General features: G+C 54.8%; 21 protein-coding genes and 3 tRNA genes. 19 read left to right on the top strand and 5 right to left on the bottom strand.

The features are described 5' to 3' along the window. The gene (locus tag OO731_RS05770; RefSeq protein ID WP_264889998.1) at positions 1 to 1,248 is read left to right on the top strand and encodes an MFS transporter; all 1,248 of its coding nucleotides are present in this window, start codon (positions 1 to 3) and stop codon (positions 1,246 to 1,248) included. On the opposite strand, the gene OO731_RS05765 is transcribed toward OO731_RS05770, so the two are convergent. Beyond that, positions 1,245 to 2,936: a glycoside hydrolase family 13 protein gene (locus tag OO731_RS05765; protein WP_264889997.1), complete on the bottom strand. Its 1,692-nt coding sequence runs from the start codon at positions 2,934 to 2,936 to the stop codon at positions 1,245 to 1,247. The genes OO731_RS05770 and OO731_RS05765 overlap by 4 nt on opposite strands. A 1-nt stretch (position 2,937) precedes the next feature. Further along, positions 2,938 to 4,638 (bottom strand): glycoside hydrolase family 13 protein, encoded by a 1,701-nt coding sequence (locus OO731_RS05760; protein WP_264889996.1) that lies wholly within the window; start codon positions 4,636 to 4,638, stop codon positions 2,938 to 2,940. A 95-nt stretch (positions 4,639 to 4,733) separates the two neighbouring features. Between OO731_RS05760 and OO731_RS05755 the strand changes: the two genes are divergently transcribed. From OO731_RS05755 to OO731_RS05735, 5 genes are all read left to right on the top strand, one after another. Continuing rightward, positions 4,734 to 4,805 (top strand) — tRNA-Thr (locus tag OO731_RS05755). A 38-nt stretch (positions 4,806 to 4,843) separates the two neighbouring features. After that, positions 4,844 to 4,920 (top strand) — tRNA-Met (locus tag OO731_RS05750). 57 nt (positions 4,921 to 4,977) lie between these two features. Beyond that, the gene (locus tag OO731_RS05745; protein WP_138275818.1) at positions 4,978 to 5,421 is read left to right on the top strand and encodes a MaoC family dehydratase N-terminal domain-containing protein; all 444 of its coding nucleotides are present in this window, start codon (positions 4,978 to 4,980) and stop codon (positions 5,419 to 5,421) included. After that, positions 5,422 to 5,844: a MaoC/PaaZ C-terminal domain-containing protein gene (locus tag OO731_RS05740; RefSeq protein ID WP_264889995.1), complete on the top strand. Its 423-nt coding sequence runs from the start codon at positions 5,422 to 5,424 to the stop codon at positions 5,842 to 5,844. Continuing rightward, positions 5,844 to 6,890: a UDP-N-acetylmuramate dehydrogenase gene (locus OO731_RS05735; RefSeq protein ID WP_264889994.1), complete on the top strand. Its 1,047-nt coding sequence runs from the start codon at positions 5,844 to 5,846 to the stop codon at positions 6,888 to 6,890. Before OO731_RS05740 ends, OO731_RS05735 begins: the two co-directional genes overlap by 1 nt. Positions 6,891 to 6,941: 51 nt before the next feature. Here OO731_RS05735 and OO731_RS05730 read toward each other — a convergent pair whose 3' ends face one another. Beyond that, positions 6,942 to 8,180 (bottom strand): pyridoxal phosphate-dependent aminotransferase, encoded by a 1,239-nt coding sequence (locus tag OO731_RS05730; protein ID WP_264889993.1) that lies wholly within the window; start codon positions 8,178 to 8,180, stop codon positions 6,942 to 6,944. 141 nt (positions 8,181 to 8,321) lie between these two features. Here OO731_RS05730 and OO731_RS05725 point away from each other — a divergent pair. From OO731_RS05725 to OO731_RS05690, 8 genes are all read left to right on the top strand, one after another. Next, positions 8,322 to 8,394: transfer RNA gene (locus OO731_RS05725), tRNA-Trp, on the top strand. 48 nt (positions 8,395 to 8,442) lie between these two features. Continuing rightward, positions 8,443 to 8,712: a preprotein translocase subunit SecE gene (gene secE / locus OO731_RS05720; RefSeq protein ID WP_138275814.1), complete on the top strand. Its 270-nt coding sequence runs from the start codon at positions 8,443 to 8,445 to the stop codon at positions 8,710 to 8,712. Between the two features lie 20 nt (positions 8,713 to 8,732). Next, a complete protein-coding gene (gene nusG, locus OO731_RS05715) occupies positions 8,733 to 9,575 on the top strand; it encodes a transcription termination/antitermination protein NusG (protein WP_138275813.1) in 843 nt (280 codons plus the stop codon). 53 nt (positions 9,576 to 9,628) lie between these two features. Further along, positions 9,629 to 10,060 (top strand): 50S ribosomal protein L11, encoded by a 432-nt coding sequence (gene rplK / locus OO731_RS05710; protein ID WP_138275812.1) that lies wholly within the window; start codon positions 9,629 to 9,631, stop codon positions 10,058 to 10,060. A 110-nt stretch (positions 10,061 to 10,170) separates the two neighbouring features. Then, a complete protein-coding gene (gene rplA, locus OO731_RS05705; RefSeq protein WP_138275811.1) occupies positions 10,171 to 10,872 on the top strand; it encodes a 50S ribosomal protein L1 in 702 nt (233 codons plus the stop codon). 175 nt (positions 10,873 to 11,047) lie between these two features. Beyond that, positions 11,048 to 12,502, top strand: a complete 1,455-nt coding sequence (locus tag OO731_RS05700; protein WP_264889992.1) for a DegT/DnrJ/EryC1/StrS family aminotransferase — start codon at positions 11,048 to 11,050, stop codon at positions 12,500 to 12,502. An 8-nt stretch (positions 12,503 to 12,510) separates the two neighbouring features. Continuing rightward, on the top strand, positions 12,511 to 13,788 hold the full coding sequence (locus OO731_RS05695) for an MFS transporter (protein WP_264889991.1): 1,278 nt from the start codon (positions 12,511 to 12,513) through the stop codon (positions 13,786 to 13,788). A gap of 10 nt (positions 13,789 to 13,798) precedes the next feature. Continuing rightward, the gene (locus OO731_RS05690; RefSeq protein WP_264889990.1) at positions 13,799 to 14,539 is read left to right on the top strand and encodes a VIT1/CCC1 transporter family protein; all 741 of its coding nucleotides are present in this window, start codon (positions 13,799 to 13,801) and stop codon (positions 14,537 to 14,539) included. On the opposite strand, the gene OO731_RS05685 is transcribed toward OO731_RS05690, so the two are convergent. Both OO731_RS05685 and OO731_RS05680 read right to left on the bottom strand, forming a co-directional pair. After that, positions 14,519 to 18,067, bottom strand: a complete 3,549-nt coding sequence (locus tag OO731_RS05685; protein WP_264889989.1) for a TM0106 family RecB-like putative nuclease — start codon at positions 18,065 to 18,067, stop codon at positions 14,519 to 14,521. The genes OO731_RS05690 and OO731_RS05685 overlap by 21 nt on opposite strands. Further along, positions 18,068 to 19,060, bottom strand: a complete 993-nt coding sequence (locus tag OO731_RS05680; RefSeq protein WP_264889988.1) for a carbohydrate kinase — start codon at positions 19,058 to 19,060, stop codon at positions 18,068 to 18,070. A gap of 31 nt (positions 19,061 to 19,091) precedes the next feature. Here OO731_RS05680 and OO731_RS05675 point away from each other — a divergent pair, with 31 nt between their 5' ends. From OO731_RS05675 to OO731_RS05655, 5 genes are all read left to right on the top strand, one after another. After that, entirely contained in the window at positions 19,092 to 20,129 is a 1,038-nt protein-coding gene (locus tag OO731_RS05675) for a hypothetical protein (protein ID WP_264889987.1), read from the top strand. Continuing rightward, a complete protein-coding gene (locus OO731_RS05670; RefSeq protein WP_264889986.1) occupies positions 20,130 to 20,774 on the top strand; it encodes an HAD-IA family hydrolase in 645 nt (214 codons plus the stop codon). It abuts the gene before it with no gap. A gap of 8 nt (positions 20,775 to 20,782) precedes the next feature. Further along, positions 20,783 to 21,031, top strand: a complete 249-nt coding sequence (locus OO731_RS05665) for a glutaredoxin domain-containing protein (RefSeq protein WP_264889985.1) — start codon at positions 20,783 to 20,785, stop codon at positions 21,029 to 21,031. A gap of 67 nt (positions 21,032 to 21,098) precedes the next feature. Then, positions 21,099 to 21,746 (top strand): response regulator transcription factor, encoded by a 648-nt coding sequence (locus OO731_RS05660; RefSeq protein WP_264889984.1) that lies wholly within the window; start codon positions 21,099 to 21,101, stop codon positions 21,744 to 21,746. A gap of 2 nt (positions 21,747 to 21,748) precedes the next feature. Continuing rightward, positions 21,749 to 23,491, top strand: a complete 1,743-nt coding sequence (locus OO731_RS05655) for a hypothetical protein (protein WP_264889983.1) — start codon at positions 21,749 to 21,751, stop codon at positions 23,489 to 23,491. Positions 23,492 to 23,691: the final 200 nt, after the last annotated feature.

Raw genomic sequence — 23,691 nt, 5'->3', positions numbered from 1 at the left:
TTGGCCAAGCGGGGGAGTGAGGCAGCACGGACTGGCTCACGCCGCCCGGCTTGGCTAAGCCGCAACCTGTTTGCGATCTCGTGGGTGTCTTTGTTGCAAGATGCCGCCAGCGAGATGCTCTACCCATTGATGCCAATCTTTTTGAACTCGGTCCTTGGCGCACCGGCTGCAATTGTCGGCGCCATCGAGGGCGCGGCCGAAGGCGCAATGTCGCTAACCAAGCTGGCCTCGGCTTGGATCAACCGGTGGGTTCCGCGCAAAGTAATGGTGGCGGTTGGATACGGCGGCGCAGCGCTAGGCAAGTTCATCATTGCCCTGGCTGGGGCCTGGCCCGTGGTCATGATTGGGCGCGTTGTTGACCGTCTAGGCAAGGGTCTGCGGTCTGCTGCGCGAGATGCAATTCTGGTGCAGGGCGTTGATTCGCGCGATCGCGGAAAAGTGATTGGCTTTCACCGGACCAGTGACACATTAGGTGCGGTAATTGGTCCGGCTCTGGCCCTCGCGCTGCTATCGCTGTTTGATGGTGACTTAAGAAGTGTTCTCTGGATAGCGGTTATTCCGGCGGTGCTTTCAACCGCTGCCGTGTTCTTTATCAAAGACAACGATTTTGAGAACCGCCGCCAACCCAGGCCGCGCAAGCCTCGCAAAATTGCTGCGACCGCGGCTGCCTCGAAATCCTCCACCGGTGCTCAAGGCACACTCGCGCCCAAACTAAAACTCTTGATTTGGATGCTGGCAATCTTTTCACTGGCTAACTTTCCGGACGCCCTGATTTTGCTTCACCTGAGCCAAGAGGGTTTTGAAGTCACCGAGGTTGTTGGCCTTTATCTGCTGTTCAACATTGCCTATGCCTCAATGAGTTTTCCGTTTGGGTTACTGGCAGACCGCATGAAACCGCAACACGTTTACGCCCTCGGTCTGGTTTGCTTCTCAATTGCGTACGGTGGCTTTGCGCTTACCAGCGACAAAACCTTCTCAGCCCTGCTGGTAATCGTTTACGGTGGCTTTGCTGCCGCCAACGATGTGGTCGGCAAGTCTTGGGTGTCTCGCATCGCCCTCGATAATCAGCAGCTTCTGGTGCAATCTAGGCTTCAGGGTCTCAGCGGCCTGGGGTTGCTGGTTGCCGGAATCTGGGCTGGCCTAGCTTGGAACCTCGGAGAGGGCCTAGGCACTACCCCGCTGCTTATTTCGGCAGCGTTCGGATTAGTTGCCGCTGCAGTGGTGGCCAGAACCAAACTTGGTGACTAGCTAATCCGCAGCCAAACTGTTTGATCAGCAACAAGGCCGTGACCCGCGGTCATACCGTGCAGGCTTGAGGCAATCAGCTCGCCGGTTGGTAGCGTAATTGGCTCATGGCCAAAATTGTGAACCACCAGGATGTCACCGTTGCGGTAGCCGAGGGACTGCTCGCTGACAAACTCGGGCGCCCATTCAAACGATCCCTCGCCAAGGCCCAAGAGGCGGCGCGTAGCCAGTGCGTGCTTGTAAAGCTCGAGGGTCGAGCCCTCAACGCCTTCTTGGCGGTCGCGTGCGTATTCGCCGTATATCTCTGGTTGAGGTAACCAGGCCTGACCAGTCTTGTTAAAGCCGTTGGCCGCACCCAAACCAGATTCCCACGGCAATGGCACTCGGCAGCCATCCCGACCAACTCGCTTGCCGGCAGTGCGGTAGAAAGTTGGGTCTTGTCTAAATTCGTCAGCCAGGGTGGTGTGCTCAGGCAATCCAAGTTCTTCGCCTTGGTACAGGTAGGTTGAGCCAGGCAGGCCAAGCACAAACAGGGTTGCAGCGCGCGCCCTGCGTAATCCAAGCTCGCGGTCTGGCTGAGGGTCGTTTGGCCCGATCCCATCTGATGCGGTTGGGCGGCCCTGAACGCCACCCATGCGGGTTGCGTGGCGAATGATGTCGTGGTTTGACAGCACCCAGGTGCTCGGGGCGCCAACACCATCGAAGGCCTCAAAAGACTCATTGATCGAGTTGAACAGAATCTCTGGCTTCCACTCGCTGTCTAGAAACCTGAAGTTGAAAGTCTGGTGGAATTCATCTGGGCGCACCCACAGCGCCATAAATGAAAGTGGCAACACGTATGCCTCGCCACACATAGCGCGCTCGCCAGGGTAGCTGTCGAGAATTTTGCGCCACTTTCTAAAGATTGGGTGCACAGAATCTTGAAACCACATCGGCGGAGAGGCTTCACCCTCGATAAATCCGGCGCCGGCACGCTCTAAGTCAGGGTGGTCTGGCAACCCCTCGGCTTTGCCCATGGCGTGTGGCTGGTCGACTCTAAAGCCATCCACACCTCGGTCTAGCCAGAAGCGCAAAATCTCTTCGAAAGCCTCCTCGACCTTTGGGTTTTCCCAATTTAGGTCTGGCTGTGATGAGTCAAATAGGTGGCAGTACCACTGGCCCGGTGTGCCGTCTGCGTTAGTGGTGCGGGTCCAAGCTGGGCCTCCAAACATCGATACCCAGTTGTTCGGCGGTAGGTCCCCCGATGCTCCGCGCCCATCCTTGAAGTGGTAGAAGGCACGCTCAGGCGAACCTTCTTCGCTAGCCAGGGCAGCCTGGAACCATCGGTGCTGGTCACTGGTGTGGTTGGGTACCAGGTCAACCAAGACCCGCAGACCCAAATCATGGGCCCGGGTCAACATGTCATCAAAGTCAGCCAGGGTGCCGAACAGCGGGTCAACATCGCAGTAATCACTGACGTCATAACCTGCGTCTTTTTGCGGCGAGCGCATAAACGGAGACAACCAAACAGCATCAATACCCAGAGCCGCCAACGACCCCAAGCGAGAGGTAATGCCCGGCAAATCACCCATGCCGTCACCGTTAGCGTCTGCAAACGAGCGTGGGTAAACCTGGTAAATCACTGCCGAGCGCCACCACTCCTGCCCGTAACGAGCTAGGTGGCGGGCTCCAGTGGTTGTGTCCATCGTCATGTTAGAGCTTGATCCAAACGGTCTGGTCGTGCTCAAGCTCGCCCTCGATGCTGAGGTCGTGCTGAGTGGTAACCAAAATTTCACCGGCTGGAACCACAACGGCCTCAGGGCCAAAGTTGGTCAGCACCAAAACTCCGTTGTTGATGTAGGCCAGGGTGTTTTTATCCTGATACTCGTCAGCCCAGCGGAACTGGCCTGAGCCAAGACCAAACTGGCGGCGTTCCTTTAGCAGGCGCTTGTAAAGCTCGAGCGTTGATCCAGCTACGCCCTCCTGCAGGTTACGAGCAAACACGCGGTAGTTTGCAGGCTGCGGTAGCCAAGATTCTCCGGTGGTGTTGAATCCGTTTGAAGCGGTGGCGTCGGCAACCCAAGGCAGCGGCACGCGGCAGCCATCGCGGCCAATGCGCTCGCCGTTGGTGCGGGCATAGGTAGGGTCTTGGCGGTACTTGCCCTCGAGTTGCCATGCTTCCGGCAGGCCAAGTTCCTCTCCTTGGTAAAGGTATGAAGAACCAGGCAGACCCAGCATGAACGAGGTTGCAGCACGGGCGCGACGAAGACCCAGGGCCTCATCTGGCATTGGGTCAGTCGGGTGAATTCCATCACCAGGGCGCGGGGTGTTTTCAGGAGCAATTCCCAGGCGGGTTGCGTGGCGAATTCCATCGTGGTTCGAAAGCACCCAGGTGCTTGAAGCGCCTACCTTGCCGTACTCGACGATTGAGTCGGTGACAATCTTCTTGATTGCTGCTGGCTCGTAAGCGCTGTGCATGTAGTCAAAGTTGAATGACTGGTGGTACTCATCTGGGCGGACCCACATGGCCAGTCTCGGCAGTGGGCTCATTGATGCCTCGGCGCACATCGCGCGGTCGTCAAACTCATCGATTACACGACGGAATCGACGAATGGCATCGTGAACACCCGGCTGACCCCAGTAAGGAACAGCAAGCTCGGCTTCATCCATAGTGAGGTTTGAAATTGAGCGTTCACGAAGGTTCTCGTCGTAGATGGTTGCGTCTGGCAAACCGGCACGCTTGACCATGCCGTGGGCAACGTCAACGCGGAAACCGTCTACGCCCTTCTTGAGCCAGAAGCGCAAAATTTCGTCAAACTCATCGGCAATCGCTGGGTTCTCCCAGTTCAAATCTGGCTGCGATGAATCGAATAGGTGCAGGTACCACTGGCCCAGTGAGCCGTCTGCCTCTGTGATGCGAGACCATGCCGGACCGCCGAAGATTGACTGCCAGTTGTTCGGAGGCAACTCGCCGTTAGCACCCTTGCCGTCCTTGAAGTGGTAGTAACCGCGCTCGATTGAACCCGGAGCCGCGGCTAGCGCAGCCTGGAACCAGGCGTGCTGGTCGCTGGTGTGGTTTGGAACGATGTCAACAATGATGCGAATGCCCAGAGATTTTGCCTTGGCCAAGAGAACATCAAAGTCTTCGTTGGTGCCAAAGATTGGGTCAATTTGGCGGTAGTCACTGATGTCGTAACCGGCATCTTTTTGTGGGCTCTTGAAGAACGGGCTAAACCAGATTGCGTCGATTCCCAAAGTTGCCAGTGAATCCAGCTTCTCGGTGATGCCCGGAAGGTCACCAATTCCGTCACCATTTCCATCCGCAAAACTGCGTGGATAGATCTGGTAAATCACTGCCGAGCGCCACCATTCGGCTTGCTCGTTGTTCTGGGTTAGAAAGGTCGCGTTAGTCATGAAAATAACTTTAGTGATGCATTAAGTTTGGTTTGCCTCCAAGCGCGATTTAGTGCTAAAGTCTTCTGGTGCCTGGCGCAAGCCTATGGTGCAGCGCCCCGATAGCTCAGTGGTAGAGCACTTCCATGGTAAGGAAGGGGTCGCCAGTTCAATCCTGGCTCGGGGCTCGAAACAAAAAATAACCAGTTACCGCAAGGTAATGCCCGGCTGGGTAGCTCAGGTGGTTAGAGCACACGACTCATAATCGTGGGGTCGCGGGTTCGAGTCCCGCCCTAGCTACCAAAACTTTTCTACCTCCTAGTCTCAAAAAATTTCGTTCAGGCTAGATACGCTTAAGCCGTGGTAAATCCAAATGTGCAGGGCAAGAAATATCCGGCAACCAACCCTTACTTGGTCGGCCGAGAAAAAATCCGCGAATTCGCCCACGCGGTCAAATCAACAAATCCAATGAACCTCGATGTTTTCGCTGCGCAAGCGGCCGGCTACAACGACGTAATTGCCCCGCCTACTTTTGCGGTGGTTATTCAAGAGCGTTCATTGGCAACAGTTCTTGCCGACCCAGAAGCTGACATCGATTTCAGCCGAGTCGTTCACGGCGATCAGCGCTTTATCCATGCACGCCCGATTGTTGCCGGCGATGAGCTGGTCAGTGAGCTAGAGGTTGCCAGCGTCAAGTCGCTCGGTGCGCACTCGATGGTCACTTTCGAGACCAAAATTTATGACATCGATAAAGAGTTGGTTTGCACCGCAATCTCGACCCTTGTGGTTAGAGGAGACGAGTAAATGACTCACATCAACATTGCCTCGCTAGAGGTCGGCCAGGTTATTGGCACCACCGAATTTTTGCTCACCCGTGATTCTTTGGTCCGCTATGCCGGTGCCTCAGGTGACTTCAACTCAATTCACTACCGCGATGACGTTGCGGCTGCAGTAGGCCTTCCGGGTGTGCTGGCTCACGGCATGTTGACCATGGGTGCCGCTGTTCAGGTTGCCGTTGATTGGGTTGGCGATGCCGGCCGAATTGCCGACTACCAAGTGCGCTTCACCAAGCCGGTTGTAGTTGACCCGGTTGACGGTGCCGTTCTGGTCGTCACCGGAAAAATGGGTGCCATCGATGCTGAAACCCGCTTGGTGCGCATCGACCTAACTGCCGTGTTCAACGAGACCACTGTTTTGGGTAAAGCACAGGCTCAGGTGCGCGTTTAATGGCACCTCAGCCGCTTAGCGAGCTAACTACCATTCGGGTCGGAGGGGTTCCGGCCGAAATTTATGAGGCAAAAACTCGCGATGACCTGATCGAGCACACCCTTGGTGTTTGGCGCTCGGGCGATGACTGGCTGGTTTTGGGCGGTGGCTCAAACATGGTGGTTGCCGATGACGTCTCAGAGCTCCGGGTTATCAAAGTTGCCAATCTCGGCATTGAGCCGGTTCGCTCTCGCGAAGACGGCCGAGTAGTTATTCGGGTTCAAGCCGGTGAAAACTGGGATGCCTTTGTGGCTCACACAATTGCTCAGGGCCTGGCTGGCGTTGAGGCCATGAGCGGCATTCCGGGCACAGTTGGTGCAGCTCCGGTACAGAACATCGGTGCATACGGACAAGAGCTCAGCGACTGCCTAGTGCGCCTGGAATTCTTGGATTACGAGACCCACGAATTGGTAATTCTGGAGGCCAAAGACCTTCAGTTTGGTTACCGTGACAGCGCAATCAAGCGTGGCCGCCCGGGTGTAATTACCTGGGTCGAGTTTGAATTACAAGATTTGGGTGGGCTTAGCCGGCCGCTTTATTCAACCCAGATTGCCGCCGATCTTGGTGCGCAAATGGGTGAGCAGGTGCCGTTGATGGAAGTCCGCAACAGCGTGCTCAAGTTGCGAGCCAATAAGGGCATGGTGCTCAGTGATTCTGACCCAGATTCAGTCAGCTGCGGCTCATTTTTTACCAACCCAATGGTCAGCGATACCTTTGCTCGTTCGCTGCCAGAGTCGGCTCCGCGCTATGAAAATGAAGACGATGACGGGCTAACCGTCAAGTTGTCGGCAGCCTGGTTGATTGAAAATGCCGGCATCGCCAAGGGCTTCAGAATTGCCGGCTCTAAGGCTGCGATTTCTTCGAAGCACACTCTCGGCATTGTGAATACCGGCGGGGCTACGGCCGCAGAAATTATTCAGTTGGCTCAATTTGTGCAGACTCAGGTCTCGAATAAGTACGGCATCAACTTGGTGCCCGAGCCAAACCTGATCGGGTCATTCGACTAATTCGGCCAATAAAAAAGCCCTCCGAAACCGGAGGGCTTTTTTATTTAAGGCTTAGCTGAACAGCTTCTGTAGGCGCTGGATGCCCTCGAGTAGTGGGGCATCTCCGAGCGCGTAGCTCAGGCGGACATAACCCGATGGGCCAAATGCCTCACCCGGGACCAACGCCACCTCGGCTGCATCCAGGATGTAGTCGCAGAGTTCAAGTGAGGTGTTGATCTGCTTGCCGCCCCATTCGCGACCGAGCAAACCGGTCACGTCTGAGTAAACGTAAAAAGCACCCTGTGGGGTAGGGGCGTTCCAGCCCTCAATCTTGTTTAGCTCGGCCACAGCAACCTTGCGGCGGCGGTCAAAGGCGTCGCGCATTGCCAGAACTTCATCCTGCGGACCGGTAAGTGCAGCCAACGCAGCCTTCTGTGAAATGTTCGAAACGTTCGAAGACAGGTGAGACTGCAGGTTTCCGGCGGCCTTCATTGCGTCCAGCGGGCCGGCCATCCAGCCCAAACGCCATCCGGTCATTGCGTAGGTTTTTGCTACGCCGTTAACCAGGATGGTGCGGTCAATCAACTCAGGCACTGCCTCGGTGATCGAAACTGCCTTTAGGCCGTCATAGGTCAGGTTCTGATAGATCTCGTCGGTGATAACCCACATGCCGTTTTCGAATGCCCAGCGACCGATTGCCTCGGTCTCTTCGCGGGTGTAAACCGAGCCGGTTGGGTTTGACGGAGAAACAAAAAGCAAGACCTTTGAGCGCGGTGTGCGAGCAGCCTCTAGCTGGTCAACGGTGACCTTGTAGTTTTGGTCGGCACCGGCAAATACCTCAACCGGAACACCGCCGGCCAAACGAATGGCCTCAGGGTAGGTGGTCCAGAACGGGGTTGGCATCAAGACTTCGTCACCCGGATCTAGAAGGGTTGCGAATGCCTGGTAGACAGCCTGCTTGCCACCGTTGGTCACAACCACCTGAGCGGCAGAGATCTCGGTGCCAGAATCGGTGCGGGTTTTTTGGGCAATAGCCTCGCGCAGGTCAGGCAAACCAATCGCCGGGGTGTATCGGTGATTCTTAGGGTCACGAACCGCGATAGCTGCTGCCTCGACGATGTGCGCTGGGGTGGCAAAGTCTGGCTCACCGGCGGCGTACGAGATTACCGGGCGGCCGGCAGCCTGGAGTGATTTGGCCTTTGCATCAACTTTTAGAGTCGCTGATTCAGCGATTGATCCGATGCGCTTTGAGATTCTTGGGAAGTCATTCACGCTGTAAAGCCTACTAAAGGTGCAAAACGGGCTTTGCATTAAGTAGCGCCTAGGTCTAAACTCTTTAGAGGTAGTTTGACAACTTCTGAAGCCTAATCTGGCAAATTAATCATTTCTAAGATTCCAATCTAGAAGTGTGCTTTTTGACAGTTCGGTTAGAAGTCAAGAACTAACCCGTAAAGGGTGGTGGCTCAATTGGTAGAGCATCGGTCTCCAAAACCGAGGGTTGCAGGTTCGAGTCCTGTCCGCCCTGCTAGAAGTAGTTGATCGAAACTTCGGTTTCAAGAAGAAGGAATGTCTCATGGCAGATGAGCTAGAACAGGTCTCAGAAGACCTAGTTGAGCGCGCAAAGGCTGACAAGGCCTCAAAGCGCAATGTCTTCGGTCGCACCCTTCTGTTCTTCAAGCAGGTCGTTGGTGAGCTAAACAAGGTCACTAAGCCAACCTTCGCTGAACTTCGCAACTACACCGCAGTTGTATTGGCTTTCGTAGTCGTCGTAATGGCAATCATTTCGCTGTTCGACTGGCTGTTCTACCAGGGTGTTGTTTTCGTCTTCACCCCAACCGCTTAAGTAAGTAAGGACACACCACATTGAGTGATTCAGAACGCACCGAACTAGAGGCGCTTGCCGAGGTTCAGGACGTTGCTGCTGAGCAGATCATTGCTGAAGCAGATGCCGACCTTGCCGACTTGGCTCAAGACGCTGCGGCAGAGCTAGAGCAAGACCTAGAACTTGAAGAGGCAATTGCCGAGGTTCAGGCAGAGACTGCTGAGATTTCAGACATGGAAGAAGAAGGCTCACCGGTTGACCCTTACGCCGAGTTCCGTGCCGAGCTTCGCCGCCAGCCAGGCAAGTGGTACGTAATCCACTCATACGCTGGTTACGAAAAGCGCGTTAAGCAGAACATCGAGAACCGCAAGCTTGCTCTTGAGGGCGGCGACGACATCTTCCAGATCGAAGTTCCAATGGAAGACTCGATCGAAATCAAGAACGGTCAGCGCAAGCTGGTCACCAAGGTTCGCATCCCTGGCTACGTACTTATCCGTATGGAAATGAACGAAGAGTCATGGTCATTGGTTCGCCACACTCCAGCTGTTACCGGCTTCGTGGGCAACTCACAGAACCCAACTCCACTTCGCCCAGATGAGGCCTTCAACATGTTGAAGACCCTTTACGTTCTTCCTGAAGAAGCAGAAGCCAAGGCAGCTGCCAAGGGTGGCGTTGCAGTCAAGGGCAAGGCAAAGGCTGTTCCAATCAACGTCAACTTCAAGGTTGGCGAGAGCATCATGATCAAGGATGGCTCGTTCGCAGGTCTTCCTGGAACCATCTCAGAGATCAAGCCTGAAAGCGGCAAGCTAACCGTTCTAGTTTCACTCTTCGAGCGTGAGACCCCAGTTGAGCTTGGCTTCGAGCAGGTTGGCCCACTGGCCTAACCGCCCACAAAAGTTTTAAACAGTTTCCAAACCAATACAAAAGGAAAATCAAAATGGCACCGAAGAAAAAGATCACCGGCATGATCAAGCTTCAGATCAACGCGGGCGCTGCTAACCCAGCTCCTCCGATTGGTCCAGCACTTGGCCAGCACGGTGTGAACATCATGGAATTCTGCACCCAGTACAACAACGCAACTGCAGACCAGAAGGGCAACGTAATCCCGGTTGAAATCACCGTTTACGAAGACCGTTCATTCACCTTCGTTCTAAAGACCCCACCAGCAGCTGAGCTAATCAAGAAGGCAGCTGGCGTAGCAAAGGGTTCAGCAACTCCTCACACCGTGAAGGTTGCAACTCTGTCAAAGGACGCTCTTTACAAGATTGCTGAGCAGAAGATGGCTGACCTAAACGCCAACGATGTTGACGCAGCTGCAAAGATCATCGCTGGTACTGCCCGCTCAATGGGAATCACCACCGAAGCTTAAGTAACACCCGCCCATCCGGGCACCGCTCATTAGAGCAAAACCAAGAAGTCGTGGGAGTATCGCGCGCGATACGTTGACCACAACTGTGACCAAAGAAAAGGAACAACAGCATGGCAAAGCGCTCAAAGGCTTATGTAGCCGCAGCAGCTCTTATCGAAGAGGGCAAGTTTTACACCCCAGCCGAGGCAGTAACTCTAATCAAGGAGACTGGCTCAAAGAAGTTCGATTCAACCGTTGAGGTTGCATTGAAGCTTGGCGTTGACCCTCGCAAGGCCGACCAGATGATCCGTGGAACTGTTTCACTTCCACACGGAACTGGTAAGACCGCCCGCGTTATCGTGTTTGCAACTGGTGCCGCAGCTGACGCTGCAGTTGCAGCCGGCGCTGACGAGGTTGGTGGCGACGAGCTAATCGAGAAGGTAGCCGCAGGCTGGACCGACTTCGACTCTGCAGTATCAACCCCAGAACTAATGGGTAAGGTTGGTCGCCTAGGTAAGGTGCTTGGTCCTCGTAACCTAATGCCAAACCCTAAGACAGGTACCGTAACCCCAGACGTTGCAAAGGCTGTTAAAGACATCAAGGGTGGTCGTATCGACTTCCGCGTTGACAAGCAGGCAAACCTACACTTCGTAATTGGTAAGGCATCTTTCACCAAGGAGCAGCTAGGCGAGAACCTTGCAGCAGCACTTGACGAAGTTCTTCGTTTGAAGCCTTCATCATCAAAGGGCCGCTACCTAATCAAGGCTGCAGTTTCAACCACCTTCGGTCCTGGCATCTTGCTAGACACCAACGTGACCAAGGTTGAGTTCTAAGCCACAGGTTTAGTCAACTAAGTACTTCCGATGAGGGGATCAGGTCGAAAGACCTGGTCCCTTTCTCATCGCCGTTGCGGCTCGGTGCCTAACCAGACATCGATGTTCAACAAAAGATATACCTAAATTCAGATCAATTCATTAGGCTGTTAGCCGACTACCGAAAGGCGGGATATTGCCTCAGCACGCGTTTGGCGCAGCCACACTCCTCGACACGAAAGACCCAATGGGTTTGCGCTCTAGCGCACCCCTACTAGATGCCTGGATTCGAGATATGGAGACCGACCGGTCGCCATTCCAAATTCCTGGACATAAGGGCCGCACCGATCTAACCGGCGCGATCGTCGATGGCGACATTCCCGTACTACCTGGCAATCACCCGCACCGCATTTCACCTTCTCTAATCCTCAAGGCAGAGGCTCTTGCTGCCGACCTTTGGGGTGCCTCACTGTGCCGCTTTGGCGTCAACGGTTCCTCGGGCTCAAACCACGCTGCTGTTATGGCCGTGGCTAGCCCTGGCGAAAAAGTCATTGTTTCCCGCACCCTGCACAAGTCCGTCTTGGTTGGCTTGGTTTACGCCGGTGTGATTCCGGTTTGGATTCGCCCAGAGATCAACCCGGCTACCGGTCTTCCGGAATATCTGCCTTCAAGCCGCTTGGCCGAGACCTTGGCCAAGCACCCAGATGCCAAGGCCGTCTTGATTGGTGAGCCTTCATACGTCGGCACCATGTCAAACATTCCACGCCTGTCAAAGGTGTGCCACGAGCACGGAATTCCACTCGTGGTCGATGCCGCTTGGGCTGCCCACTACGGGTTCCACCCAGAGCTGCCAAACCACCCGTTGGCCGAAGGCGCCGACATCGTGGTTACCTCAGCCCACAAGACCCTGCCGTCATACTCGCAGGCTTCTTTTGTGCTGGTTCGAGATGAGTATGTTGACTTAGCTCGGTTCAACAAGATGTTTGATTCAACCCAAACCACATCGATGTCTGGACGCATCTTGGCATCAATCGATGCTGCTCGCGCCTTGCTAGAGCGCCACGGCGAGGAGTTGATTGGCCCAGTTATTGAGGCCACTGAGCGCGGCCGTGCCACTCTAACCGCTGCCGGCATCGACGTAATCGACGGTGAGTACATCGACCCGCTCAAGCTGGTAATCATGCTTTCGGGTTGTGGCTCAGACGGCACCAAGGTTGAGGCTGATCTGCTGGCTGCCAACATCGATGTTGAAATGGCCAACCGCGACATCATCATTCCAATGATCACTTTTGCCGACACCCCAGACCGCATCAACGACCTGGTCAAGCGGATTATCGAATCGGTAAACCGTCACCGCGGTGAGGTGCGCCCAATCGAAATTTTGCCAGCCTTCTCGATCGAGCCTGAGGTTGTGGTGACTCCGCGCGAGGCATTCTTCTCGAGCTACGAGGTGGTTGACGCCAAGGACGCCGTGGGTCGAGTTTCAGCTGAGATGATTTGCCCTTACCCACCGGGTGTTCCGGTCTTGTCTCCGGGCGAGAGAATTACCGAGGCTGCCCTTGGCGCCTTGTTCCAAGCCAGAGACATGGGTGTGCGCATTGCATTTGTTGCTGACCCAACTCTGCAGACCCTGAAAGTGCTGCCTGAGTAGGCCTAAAAATGACATTCACAAGTGAAGAATTTCCGGGCTGGAAGAAGCGCGTAGCCATCTTTATGACCGGCCAAACGGTATCGATGTTTGGTTCTTTCTTGGTGCAGTACGCCATCATGTGGCACCTGACCCTGACCACAAAATCAGGATTGGTGCTGGCTTTGGCCGCTGTGTTTGGCTTTTTGCCGCAGGCCATTGTGTCAATCTTTGCCGGGGTGTGGGCCGACCGAGTCAACCGCCGCAATATGATCATGATCTCTGACTCGACCATCGCGCTTTCAACTCTCGGGCTGGCTCTGCTAATGCTCTCGGGCATCGATGACCTCTGGCTGATCTACTTGGTCATGGCCGTTAGGTCGGTGGGTGCCGGTGTTCAGATGCCTGCAGTCTCGGCCCTGCTGCCGCAGATTGTGCCTTCAGATAAATTGATGCGCATCAACGGAATCAACAGCAGTCTGCAGTCGGCCCTGGGGCTGTTAGCTCCGGTGGCCGCCGCTGCGGTTTACTCAACCATGTCAATCGTGCCGATTTTCTTCATCGATGTTGTAACCGCGATTATTGGCGTGGGTCTGTTGGCCACGATTTCGGTGCCAACCCTAGAGCGTGCTGCCAGCGATGAAAAGCCATCGTATTTTGCCGACCTTAAGGACGGGCTGAATTACATCTTTACCCACGATTTAGTGCGCTGGGTAATGGGTGTTTTTGCGGTCGTATTCTTGCTGACCGTGGCGCCGTCTAATCTTTCACCGCTATTTATTGTTCGCAATTTTGGGTCGGAAGTCTGGAAGCTGACTGTCGGTGAGATTGCGTTCAGTGTCGGTATGGCTCTCGGTGGTGCCCTGCTTGCGGTGTTTGCCAACAAGGTCAACCGCATCGGCATGATCATCGGAACATCGGTGTTCTTTGGGCTGCTATCTGTGGCCATGGGCTTCACCACCAACCTGATTGTGTTCTACATTTTGTTCTTCATCATCGGTCTTGCGGTTCCGTCATTCTTTACCTCAGCCATGACGCTCCTTCAAGAGACGGTAGAGCCAGAGCGCCAGGGGCGCGTCTTTGGGTTTGTCGGCATTGTGATCTCGGTGGCGATGCCGATTGGAATGGCTGTGCTTGGGCCACTGGCAGATGTGTATCCGGTTGAATCTTTGATGATTGTTTCTGGATTGGCCATGGTGGTTTTTGCCTTGGGTGCGGTGTTGTTGCCGGCTGGTCGCAAGGCCGTTGCTGCTGCGCAAAAGTCCAGCGCTGAGGCAGCCAATGCCGAGGCTCCAGCCACTTCAGAATAAGATTCTAATTATGAACGACCTGAGCTACAGCGCTAATCACGTGCGCACTACCGACCCGCACGACTACGATCACAGCCACCCAGACATCTCTGGTGGATGGTTGCGCGCTGCAGTCTTTGGTGCCATGGACGGTTTGGTCTCAAACATCGCACTGATTGCCGGTATCGGTGCTGCGGGTGCCTCTGCCCCGGTGATTGTTGTTACCGGTGCCGCTGGTTTGGTTGCTGGTGCATTTTCAATGGCGCTGGGTGAGTACGCGTCTGTCAAGACCTCAAATGAGCAGGTTCACTCTGAATTAGCCGTCGAGATTGAGGCGCACAAGCGCAACCCTGAGGGTGAGGTCCACGAGTTGGCCCGCCACTTTAGCGACATGGGTATGACCGAGGCCACTGCAGCAGTTGCGGCCCGCGAGGTTCACGAAAACGCGGATGTTGCCGCTCGCGTTCACATTACCCAAGAGCTTGGTGTTGACCCGCACTCCAACCCGTCACCGTGGGTGGCTGCATTCTCATCTTTCGCGATGTTCGGTATCGGTGCAGCTGTGCCGTTGATTCCATACATCCTTGGTTACGACTCACTGCTTGCCGGTTTGGCAATCGGTGGTGTTGGCCTATTGGTTGCCGGTGGCATTGCGGCCAAGTTCACCCGCAAGTCATGGGTTACCAGTGCTCTGCGTCAGCTTATGTTTGGCGGCATTGCGGTTGGCGCTACCTACCTAGTTGGACTCTTGCTAGGCGTTAGCGAACTCTAGTAATCCGGCCAATCGGCTAACGCACTTTACGTCTTCAACGCTGTTGAACTTGGTGCGCAAAAGCGCCGGTGAATAAACCAGATAGCTGTTAGTTTTGGCACGCGAAAGCGCCACATTCAAGCGGTTGCGATCCAGCAAAAACTCAAGTCCGCGCGGTGCGTCTTCGGCGCTCGATGCAGCCAAGCTGATGATCACAGCCATGGCTTCGCGCCCCTGAAACTTATCGACCGTGCCAACTTCGACCTGGTTCAACCCATCCAGGTCCAGCGCATGCCGAATGGCATCAACCTGAGCGTTATAAGGCGCAACTATCAAAACCTCGGTTTGCTCAACGCGCGTCAAAAGCCCGTGGCAAAGCTGCAGCACAGCGGCAACTTCTTCATCAGAGTGGCTGATGTTGCCCGAGTGCTCCACCGGTATCAAAGTCAGGCCAGGGGTCAAGCCCTCAATCTTTTGCTCGGCAGCGGCACTGAACGAATGCAAGCGGCCCTGATACGAAAGCCAAGAAACCGGTTGGTTAACGGCCGGGTGCATGCGCCGCGTAACCTCAACAAAATAACCCTGCTCGGCCGGCAAAATTGCGTGGTCACCCATGTAGTGGCCCAGGGCTGAGTTTTCAACTCCACCCGGATGAATGGCCTGCACTACCTGTGTCAATTGGCGGGGGTCGCCCAACAGAATCATGTTGTCTGAGCCCTGCGCCACCGCGATGGCATCAACTAGGGCAAACTGAGCTGCTTCGTCGATGAAGATGTAGTCAAAGCGTGAGGCCAACAACTGTGGGTTAGAGAAGGTCCAGGCCGTTCCTCCTACAACATAGCCGCCCGCTTGTTTGGCTCGCCATTCGGCGGTTTTGGTTGCGTTGGCCGGCTTGAACCAAACCTTAGGCGTGCGGTCACCACTCTTGGCGGACTTGGCAATTTTTTCGGCCGGCACACCAGCATCGATGCAGCCACTGAGTAGATTCTCGACAGCCGAGTGAGAGTTGGCCACCACGGCAACGCGCTTGCCGGTAGCCACCAGGTGGGCAATTGTTCTAGAGCCCAGATAAGTTTTGCCTGATCCGGGTGGGCCTTGAATTGCCAAAACTGATTTATTCAAGCGGTCAATCGAATCGATCACGGCAGGTAGGTAATCGCCTTTAACCACCGGCGCTAAGCCCTTGCCGTCAGAGGTTTGCGGTGGTCGGCGCATCAACAAATCCAGGGCGGCAAAACCAAGCGGTGCTTCATTGAGCGGAGACACCCATTCGGCAGCAAGGGCCAGCGCGTGGTCGCGAACCGAGTCATTCTTGGAACGCGCGGGAATGAAATCATTGGCCCAAATTGCATTAGGCGCGTATTGCATGTTCGCTACTTTTCCGGTTCGAACAAACCGAACTCGGTCATCATCGACTTCCAATAGGGTTCCGTAATCGCGGTCCTGCTGGTTTGAGCCAAAGTCGTAGCGCACAAAGATTGAGTCACCGGGCTTTAGGTGAACTACCTGACCTGGCTCGAGGTGATACGTGTACTCGACCTTGATCGACGCTTGGGGGTCCCGTGCTTCAAAAATCGCGTCAGATTCAACCTGGTGACAGCCCAAAACCACAAGAGCCTTACGGTCTTTGGCTAGCGTCTCGTATGGGGCCTCGACGCGCATGTGGTTCTCTCGCCAAAAGACAACTTCTTCACGCTTGTAATAGAGCACTGAGTGCACCAGCGCCTGCCAAACCGTAGCTCGGTAATCGGCCGCTTCAGAGACTCCGTAGTTAAAGCTTTCGAGCGCGGCAGCCATGTGTTTGGTCGCGCGCTGAAGTTCTAGAAGCGCCAGCTCGGCTTTACTTGCCGATCCATCATCGGGGTTAGCCTCAGCTGCGCGCTCAGTTTTTTTTCTATCGACAGCCTTGCGGTGCTGCGCGTATCGGGTGCCTGCCTCGGGCATTGCCGCCAACCACTCGTAAAGCTCGAGGGTCGAGATGCAGTCATCCTCGTTGTAATCGGCAATGTTCTGCAGTAGTTGATCGGCCTCAGGCGCGCCCTCAATAATGGCGCTGCGATAGTTGTCATACTCCTCGATGCTAGAGGCGGCATCGGCAACCTCTCCGTCGCGCCCAAACCCGTATAGCGGTTCAAGTTTCTTAATCGAGTAGCTTGGCTGGCTAACCATAATTGAGCCCTTGACCACTTTGTATAGGTCAATCAGTTTGCCCTCAGAAATCAGCCAGTCAACCTCGGCCTCCATCAATCCGTGCCGAGTGGCCAGTCGGTTGAGGGCCGAAACTTCGTAGGGGGCGTAGTGGTAAATGTGAGCGGTTGGGTCGGCCTGACACCGGTCGTACGCAAACTTTACGAAACCGGCAAAGGCCCCGGCCTCTTGGATGCGGTCGTGCGCAAACCACGAGTGAAACTTCTTGTCGCGAGTGACTGCGCCAAATAGATACTCGAGCCCGCCCTTTTCTTCGAAGTAAGGAAAACCCTCCATGTCAAAGAAAATATCGTTGGCTGAGGCAGGTGGCAGAACCGCAATTTCAGGGTCTTCAACCACGATGTGTTTGTGTTGGCCGGTCTGGTTGTAGCCAACCTGAAGGCTGGCCTGCTTGCGCAGTTTGTCAAAGGTCAGGCCAATAAAATCGCTCGGACGCTGACTATCGGTGGCATTTGCCAGCTGTGTCATGGTGTTGATGCCGGCTTTGCGCAGCTTTTCAATCTGACTCTTATTGATGCCTGCAACTTGCACCATGTGGTCAAGGTCTTTACGGTTTTGGGCGCAAAGGCCCGGATACTCGCAGATCTTGCAGGTGCTCTCTGACTCGCAGTGCAGATCAAGGTTCTCGAGTTCAAACTCGGAAGTTTGGCCCGCGGCAACCTTGGTGAAGGCAGCCTCTAAAACCGCTCGGGCACGGCGCATTGCCGGCACAATCTCTGACTCCTCAAAAACCTCGGTGGTTCGGCTGCCCAAAATTAATCCCTGCAAACCACCCTCGGCCTTCAGGCCAAGCGCCTCGAGGGCATCAACGTAGATTGCCACCTGAAGCAGGTAGTGGGGCTTGGCCGAGCGGGCCAGTTTTGCATCCCAGGCCAGATACCCACCGATGCCGGCTAGGTCTGGATTCTGTTTGGCAGTGAGCCGACCGTCAACAAATTCGAGTTCATAGTCAGCCCGGACTAAAAAGTCTGGCCGGCCCCGAAATTCTGAGAGCCCTGATCGGTGCTGAAGTTCACCCTGATAAATAACCGGCACTCCGGCGCGCATTAGGGTCACGGTCTCGGCAAACTTATCGTTGCCTTCTGGGCGTTGAAAGTCATCTTCGCTAAGGTGCTCGCGAAGCTCACCCTCGATCTCGGCCTCAAATTTATCGCCGTAGCGCATGGCCAGGTTTTTATCAGTTTGCTCGTACGGGGCAACGAGCTCGGCAACGCCGGGAAGCTTCAGTTCGCGGGCAACGGCTAGCCGCACGCAGTGATCACAGGTGGCGGCTCGCATGAGGTCGCGAGTGTTAAAAGCCCAAACTGGTTCACCGGTTTGAAGCTTTGAAATTACATACATTTAGTTGATTGACGCCAAGACTTCGTTTAGGTCGGCCAAGGTTGGCGGCTCGGCGCCCGCACGTTCACAGGTGATCGAGGCCGCAATGCCTGCGTTGTAAACAAACTCACGCAACACGTCATCGCTTAGGTTCTGCAGGCGGTCAAACGGGTCGGTGCCCAAGGCATCCACATCTGAAAGCTGGCCTAGAAGGTTTGCGCAGAAGGTATCTCCGGCACCTACGGTGTCAACCACATTGATTTTGCGAGATGGAACATCAAATCGAATCTTGCTGCCATCGGCGCCAAGGCGGTAGGTCGAGACTCCGTCGCCACCGCGAGTAATAAAGACGTGGCGGCCAGAATCACCAATCCACTTCCAGACAATTTTGTCGATGTCTGTGCCAGGTTCTAGGTCGTAAAGCCATTCGATGTCTTCATCTGAGGCCTTGATTACGTGTGAAATGTCGTTGATGCGCTCAACGCGAAGACGCTCGTGGTTGCGCTCAAATCCGAGGGCCGGACGCATGTTGATGTCGTGGCTGATGGTCACCGACTTCTGCTTGTAGTGCTCGCGCGCCCAGTCTTCGATAACCATGTTGCCCGGTCCCATGGCCATGCCTAGGCAGCCAAATTGAATTGCGGTGGCGTGCAGGTTGTCCAGGTCGGCATCGGTTGGCAACTCCTCTGGGGTCCAGCCCCAGTCAGCGGTGCCATTGACGTAAAAAGAGTAAGAAGGCACACCGTGTGAGTCGATCGATACGGTGACCAAAGTGGTCTGTTCGTCGGCACTGATGGCGTGATCAAGACCCACGTGGTTGGCCTCTAGCTTTGCCCGGATGAGCTTGCCGAAACCATCCTTAGAGAGGCGGGCAAGAAACTGCTGCGGGGTGCCGCGGCGAGCCAAGGCGATAGACACATTGGCGTTTGCGCCACCAACAATGGCGTTGAATGCGCCTGGCTGGTAACGGTTTTCAATTAGGTCAATGAGGGCTTCGCCGATAACAAGGATCATAAAAAAAGTTTAGAGGGCTAGAGTGATGGATATGAGAAAAATACCTCTTGAGAACCGCGCTGTTGCACTACCGTTACTGGGCCTAGTCATTGCCTGGGCGCTATTCATGGGTGCCGCTTATGCAGACCTCTATAACTCGAATGCGTATTACTACGGCGAGAACCCACCACCAGAGACTTTCAAAATTTCGGTGTACCTAAACTTCTTGGGCATCACAGTTGGCTCGCTGGCATCTCTATTTGGCCAGACCTGGGCAATCAAGGCCCGCCATGCTCTTGGTGAGGACCACAAGATGGCCCGCGCTGCCCACCGATTCACCAACCTTGCAGTCATTATTTCTCTGGCGATTGGTGCAATCTTTGCCATCAGCACATTCCTGAGCTCGTTCAACAGTTACTACGGTCAGGGCTCAGACGTATTCATTCACTTCTTGAATGTTTACCTTCCAATCTTCTTGGCAACCGCCTTGGTCATCACGGTTCTGCTTCGCGCCTTTGTCTTCCGCGTAGACACCATCGAAACCAATGAAGAGGGCAAGCCAAAGATGTCAGAGGCTCAAAAGGCCCTGGGTCTTGGTTACGCCGTGCCAATCTTGGCAGCCGCCTTTGCCATGATCTTTGGTTTGGTGGTTTACCAAGTAACCCGCACCGACCTTCAGGTTTGGGTCTGGGTGATCATTCAGCTGATCATTGCGCTGGGCATTATTGCCGGAACCCGCTTTTCATCAAAGGCCCGCTTAGCCAAGACGGCCGAAGCCCCTAAGCCTCGCAAGGCTTTGGCTGCCGCTGGTGCTGCCAACCTAAACTTTGTGCTTTCAATCGTGTTCGGTGCGGTCGTATCGGTTATGGCTTTCACCTTTGGCCAGATGGCAATCCAAAAGCTGCAGGTGTGGCCTGAGGTTCCGGTGGACTGCAAGGAAGAGGAGTGCAACGTTCAGCCAGGTTTGGCCGAGCCGTCTATCCAGTGGTTGTTTGAAGACCTATTGCCAGCCAAGGTTCTTTTGGTTCTGGCGGTAGTCGGTATTTACCTAACTATCACTGAGCGCAACCGCGAGAAGAAGCAGGCTTAGTTGAAATTTTCGGCATCGGGGCTGCTTTTTGACAACGATGGCGTCTTGGTTGACTCTCACGAGGCAGCAATAGCAGCGTGGGCCACCTGGTCTAGCGAGTATGCCCCCGGCTGGGATTGGAACAGTTCTGAAAACGCTGGCGTTCGGGCTGAAGATAAAGTTCGCGAGCACGTGGCACCTGAGCTTTTTGCAGAGGCCAACGACCGCATCAACCAGCTCGAGCAAGATACAGCCGGACAAACCGTTGCCCTGGGTGGCGCGTTTGAGTTGCTGCACTCGCTGCGGCCGGGAATCTGGACGGTATGCACCTCGGCGAATGTGAATCTGGGCAAGGCAAGGCTCGAGGCCGCCGGGCTGCCGGTGCCAGCCGAGTTGGTTAGCGCCAGTGATGTAAAGCGCGGCAAGCCTTTTCCTGATCCATACCTGCTTGGGGCCGAGCGGCTTGGCTTTAACATCCATGACTGCGTGGTTTTTGAAGACGCAATTGCCGGTGTTCAGGCAGCTATTGAGGCCGAGGCCGGCTTGATTATCGGGGTTTCTGAACGCGCTCTGCTGAGCGATGCCGACATCGTGGTGCGCGACCTAACGGGAATAACCTTTGATGGCGAAACTCTTGTTATTCCAGATAACAATCGATTGAGATAGAGGGAAACATGGCTCAGGTAACTTATTACGGCGCTGACTGGTGCGTTGATTGCCGCCGTTCAAAGGCTTTGCTAAACAAGCTTGAGGTTGCCTATGACGTCAAAGACGTCTCTGAGAGCGCCGAAGTTGCTGCCGAGGCAGAGGGTATTTCTGGCCGCAAAAACATCCCGGTAATTTTGTTTGAAGATGGCAAGTTTTTGGTTGAGCCGAGTGATGCAGATTTGCAATCAGCGCTCGCCGAAAGAAATCTGATTTAGTCTTAAGTTCTAATTTGTGCCTGGATCGTTATTGGCACGGATTTTAGATCACAAGATTTGGGGCAAATTGTTTAATCGGAACGTAGTCATCGTCGAGGACGAGGCACTGCTGCGCGACCTAGTTGCAAAGTCGCTAGAAGCAGCCGGTTTCAGTGTTGCCGTGGCTGCTAACGCCGCCGAAGCCAAAAAGTTGTTTCAGGATTTTGACCCAGATGCCGTAGTGCTCGACATTGAGCTCGGTGCCGGTCCAAACGGCTTTGATTTTGCTCAGTGGATTCAGGCCACCTCACCGGATGTCGGCATTGTGTTTTTGACCAACCTGCCTGATGCCCGCTTTGCCGGACAGGATCCAAATGAGCTCCCTAAGGGTGTCTCTTATCTTCGTAAGTCACAGCTGATTGACTCCAATGAATTGGTTAATGCGCTAGAGGCCGTGCTTCACGACTCAGTTACGCCACACATGCGCCACGACCTAAACCCTTCGCGCCCACTCGCCACTCTCTCGAAGAAGCAGATTGAGGTGCTGCAGTTGATTGCTGCGGGTTACTCGAACGGTCAGATTGCTGAGAAGCGCGCAACCTCTATCCGTGCCGTAGAAGGCATCGTGTCGCGAGTGTTTATTGCCCTGGGTGTAGACATCGATGCTGGCGGTAATGCTCGAGTAGAGGCCGCGGCCAAGTACCTCAAAGCTTCAGGAACCACGACCGGCGAGTAGTCATGCCGAGCCAATTTCTGACTCCGCGAATTAGTGTTCGCGAGGCGTTTTACAACGCGGCCGGGCCGGTGGCGCTTAGCAACCGCAACCTTTTTCAGTTTGCGATTCCGTCATACGCATTGATTCTCATTAGTAGTCCGGGTCGCCTTGGCGGTTCATTTCTTGAATGGTTTTTTATTGCCACGGGTGCTTATTTTGCTACCATTGCGGTCCTGATTGCTGCGCGCGAGACCTTTCTGGCTGGGCCCGATCGGGGTTCTAAGCCGCTGCTAACCACTCTGGCGCTGCTGCTTGCCGGGTTTGCTCGCGGTTTTGCGGTTTGGGGTGTTGGTTCGGCTTTTGGGCTGATTTCGCCGAGTGAACTCTTGTTCAGGCTTTATGCCGGCCCGTTTTTTGTGTTTGGTTCGGTAGCCACGCTGGCTATTTATAACGCTTCGAAAGACCGCCACGACATTGTGATTGCTGACCTCGAGAAGCAAAAATCTGCCCTGGACTCGCTGCGTAAAAACATGCACGGGCAGGTGGCCCAGCAGCAGGCTGAGTTGCTTGCCAAAGCGCAGGAAATCCTGATTCCGGTGGTTGAGCAATTGCGCCGTGGTTTAAAGAGCCAAGATGTTTCAAAGTTGGCACCTAGGTTGCGCGACACCATCGAAGATGTGGTTCGGCCACTTAGCCATGAAATTGGCCGCGTCACCTCAGCAACCGAGGCCGCGCTTGAAAACGCCTCAAAGGGTTTTGCGGTTCGCTCTAGGGGCCGATTCCCGACCAAAATTTCGGTAGGGCAGATGGTCGTGCCGTCGCTAACCACCTTTGGTTCTGCCTCGGTGACACTGACGGTGCCTGCTGCAGTGACCAACGGCCAGCCACAAATCACAGCAGTCATCAGTGTTTTGCTTTGTTGGTTGTTGACCCGCGTGGCTCAAAAAGGCTTGCGCAACTGGTGGGTCTCACCAATCGTCGCATCATTTGCGGTTGCCAGCGTGATGGCAATTGTCACTTTGGTAACCGGATTTGTGCTGGACACCCTGGGCTTGGGGCTCAGTAGCGTAACCCTGATGCAGTACCTAACCATGCTGCTGTTCTTGGCCCTGCTCGGCTTTGCCATGCAGATTGCTCGAACCCAGCGCCATGACGCAGAGGTTCAGATGGCCAAGGTGCTGGGTGAGCTATCGGTGTTGACGGCGCAGTTGAGGCAAGAGCTTTGGCTCAACCGCCGCCGCGTGGCATCTGTGATTCACGGGCCAATTCAGTCGGCGCTGTATGCGTCTGCCATCAGACTCAGCCAAGAGCAGGTCAAGTCTGCCGCCTACCTTGAGGCCATCGAGTCAGACATCGTCGGGGCACTGAAGAAGCTTGAGACCATTGAGGAACAAGAGTCTTTTGATGAGGTTTTGAACCAGATTAAGACGATGTGGGACGGTGTGGTTGAGCTGAATTTGCCGCCACTAAACACCGATTGGGCAGATCGGGTGCGCGCAAACTCGGTGGCAACGGCCTGTTTTACGAGTGTGATTCGCGAGTCGGTGAGTAATGCTGCCAAGCACGGCAAGGCAAGCAAGGTTTGGGTTGAGGTTGCCCAGGTTGACGAACATATCCTCGAGCTGAAGATCACAAACGACGGCGTGCCGCTAAACAGCAGTGTGGTGCCAGGTTTTGGATCATCGATTCTTGACGAGGTCTCGCTGGGTTGGCGCCTTTACAACACCGATCGAGGCACGACTTTAGAGATCAAGGTGCCAATCTAGGTTTTGCTATAGCCAAAAGCCAAACCTTCAAGTAGTCTAAGAACGTTACGAATTCGTGACAGTAGTCGTTTGCAGTACATCATTTGAATCATGTGGCCACCTAAGTGCCGCCTCTGAGATGTACCAGTCTTTTCCTCTAAATGAGAATCCGCCGTATTGCGGATGTTCTTCTCGTGTGTGGGTTTAGCGCTGTTCGACTA

Source organism: Rhodoluna sp. KAS3, assembly GCF_026000575.1.
Lineage (GTDB): Bacteria > Actinomycetota > Actinomycetes > Actinomycetales > Microbacteriaceae > Rhodoluna.
The sequence above is the reverse complement of the archived record's forward strand: the minus strand, read 5'-3'. Positions and strand labels throughout refer to the sequence as shown.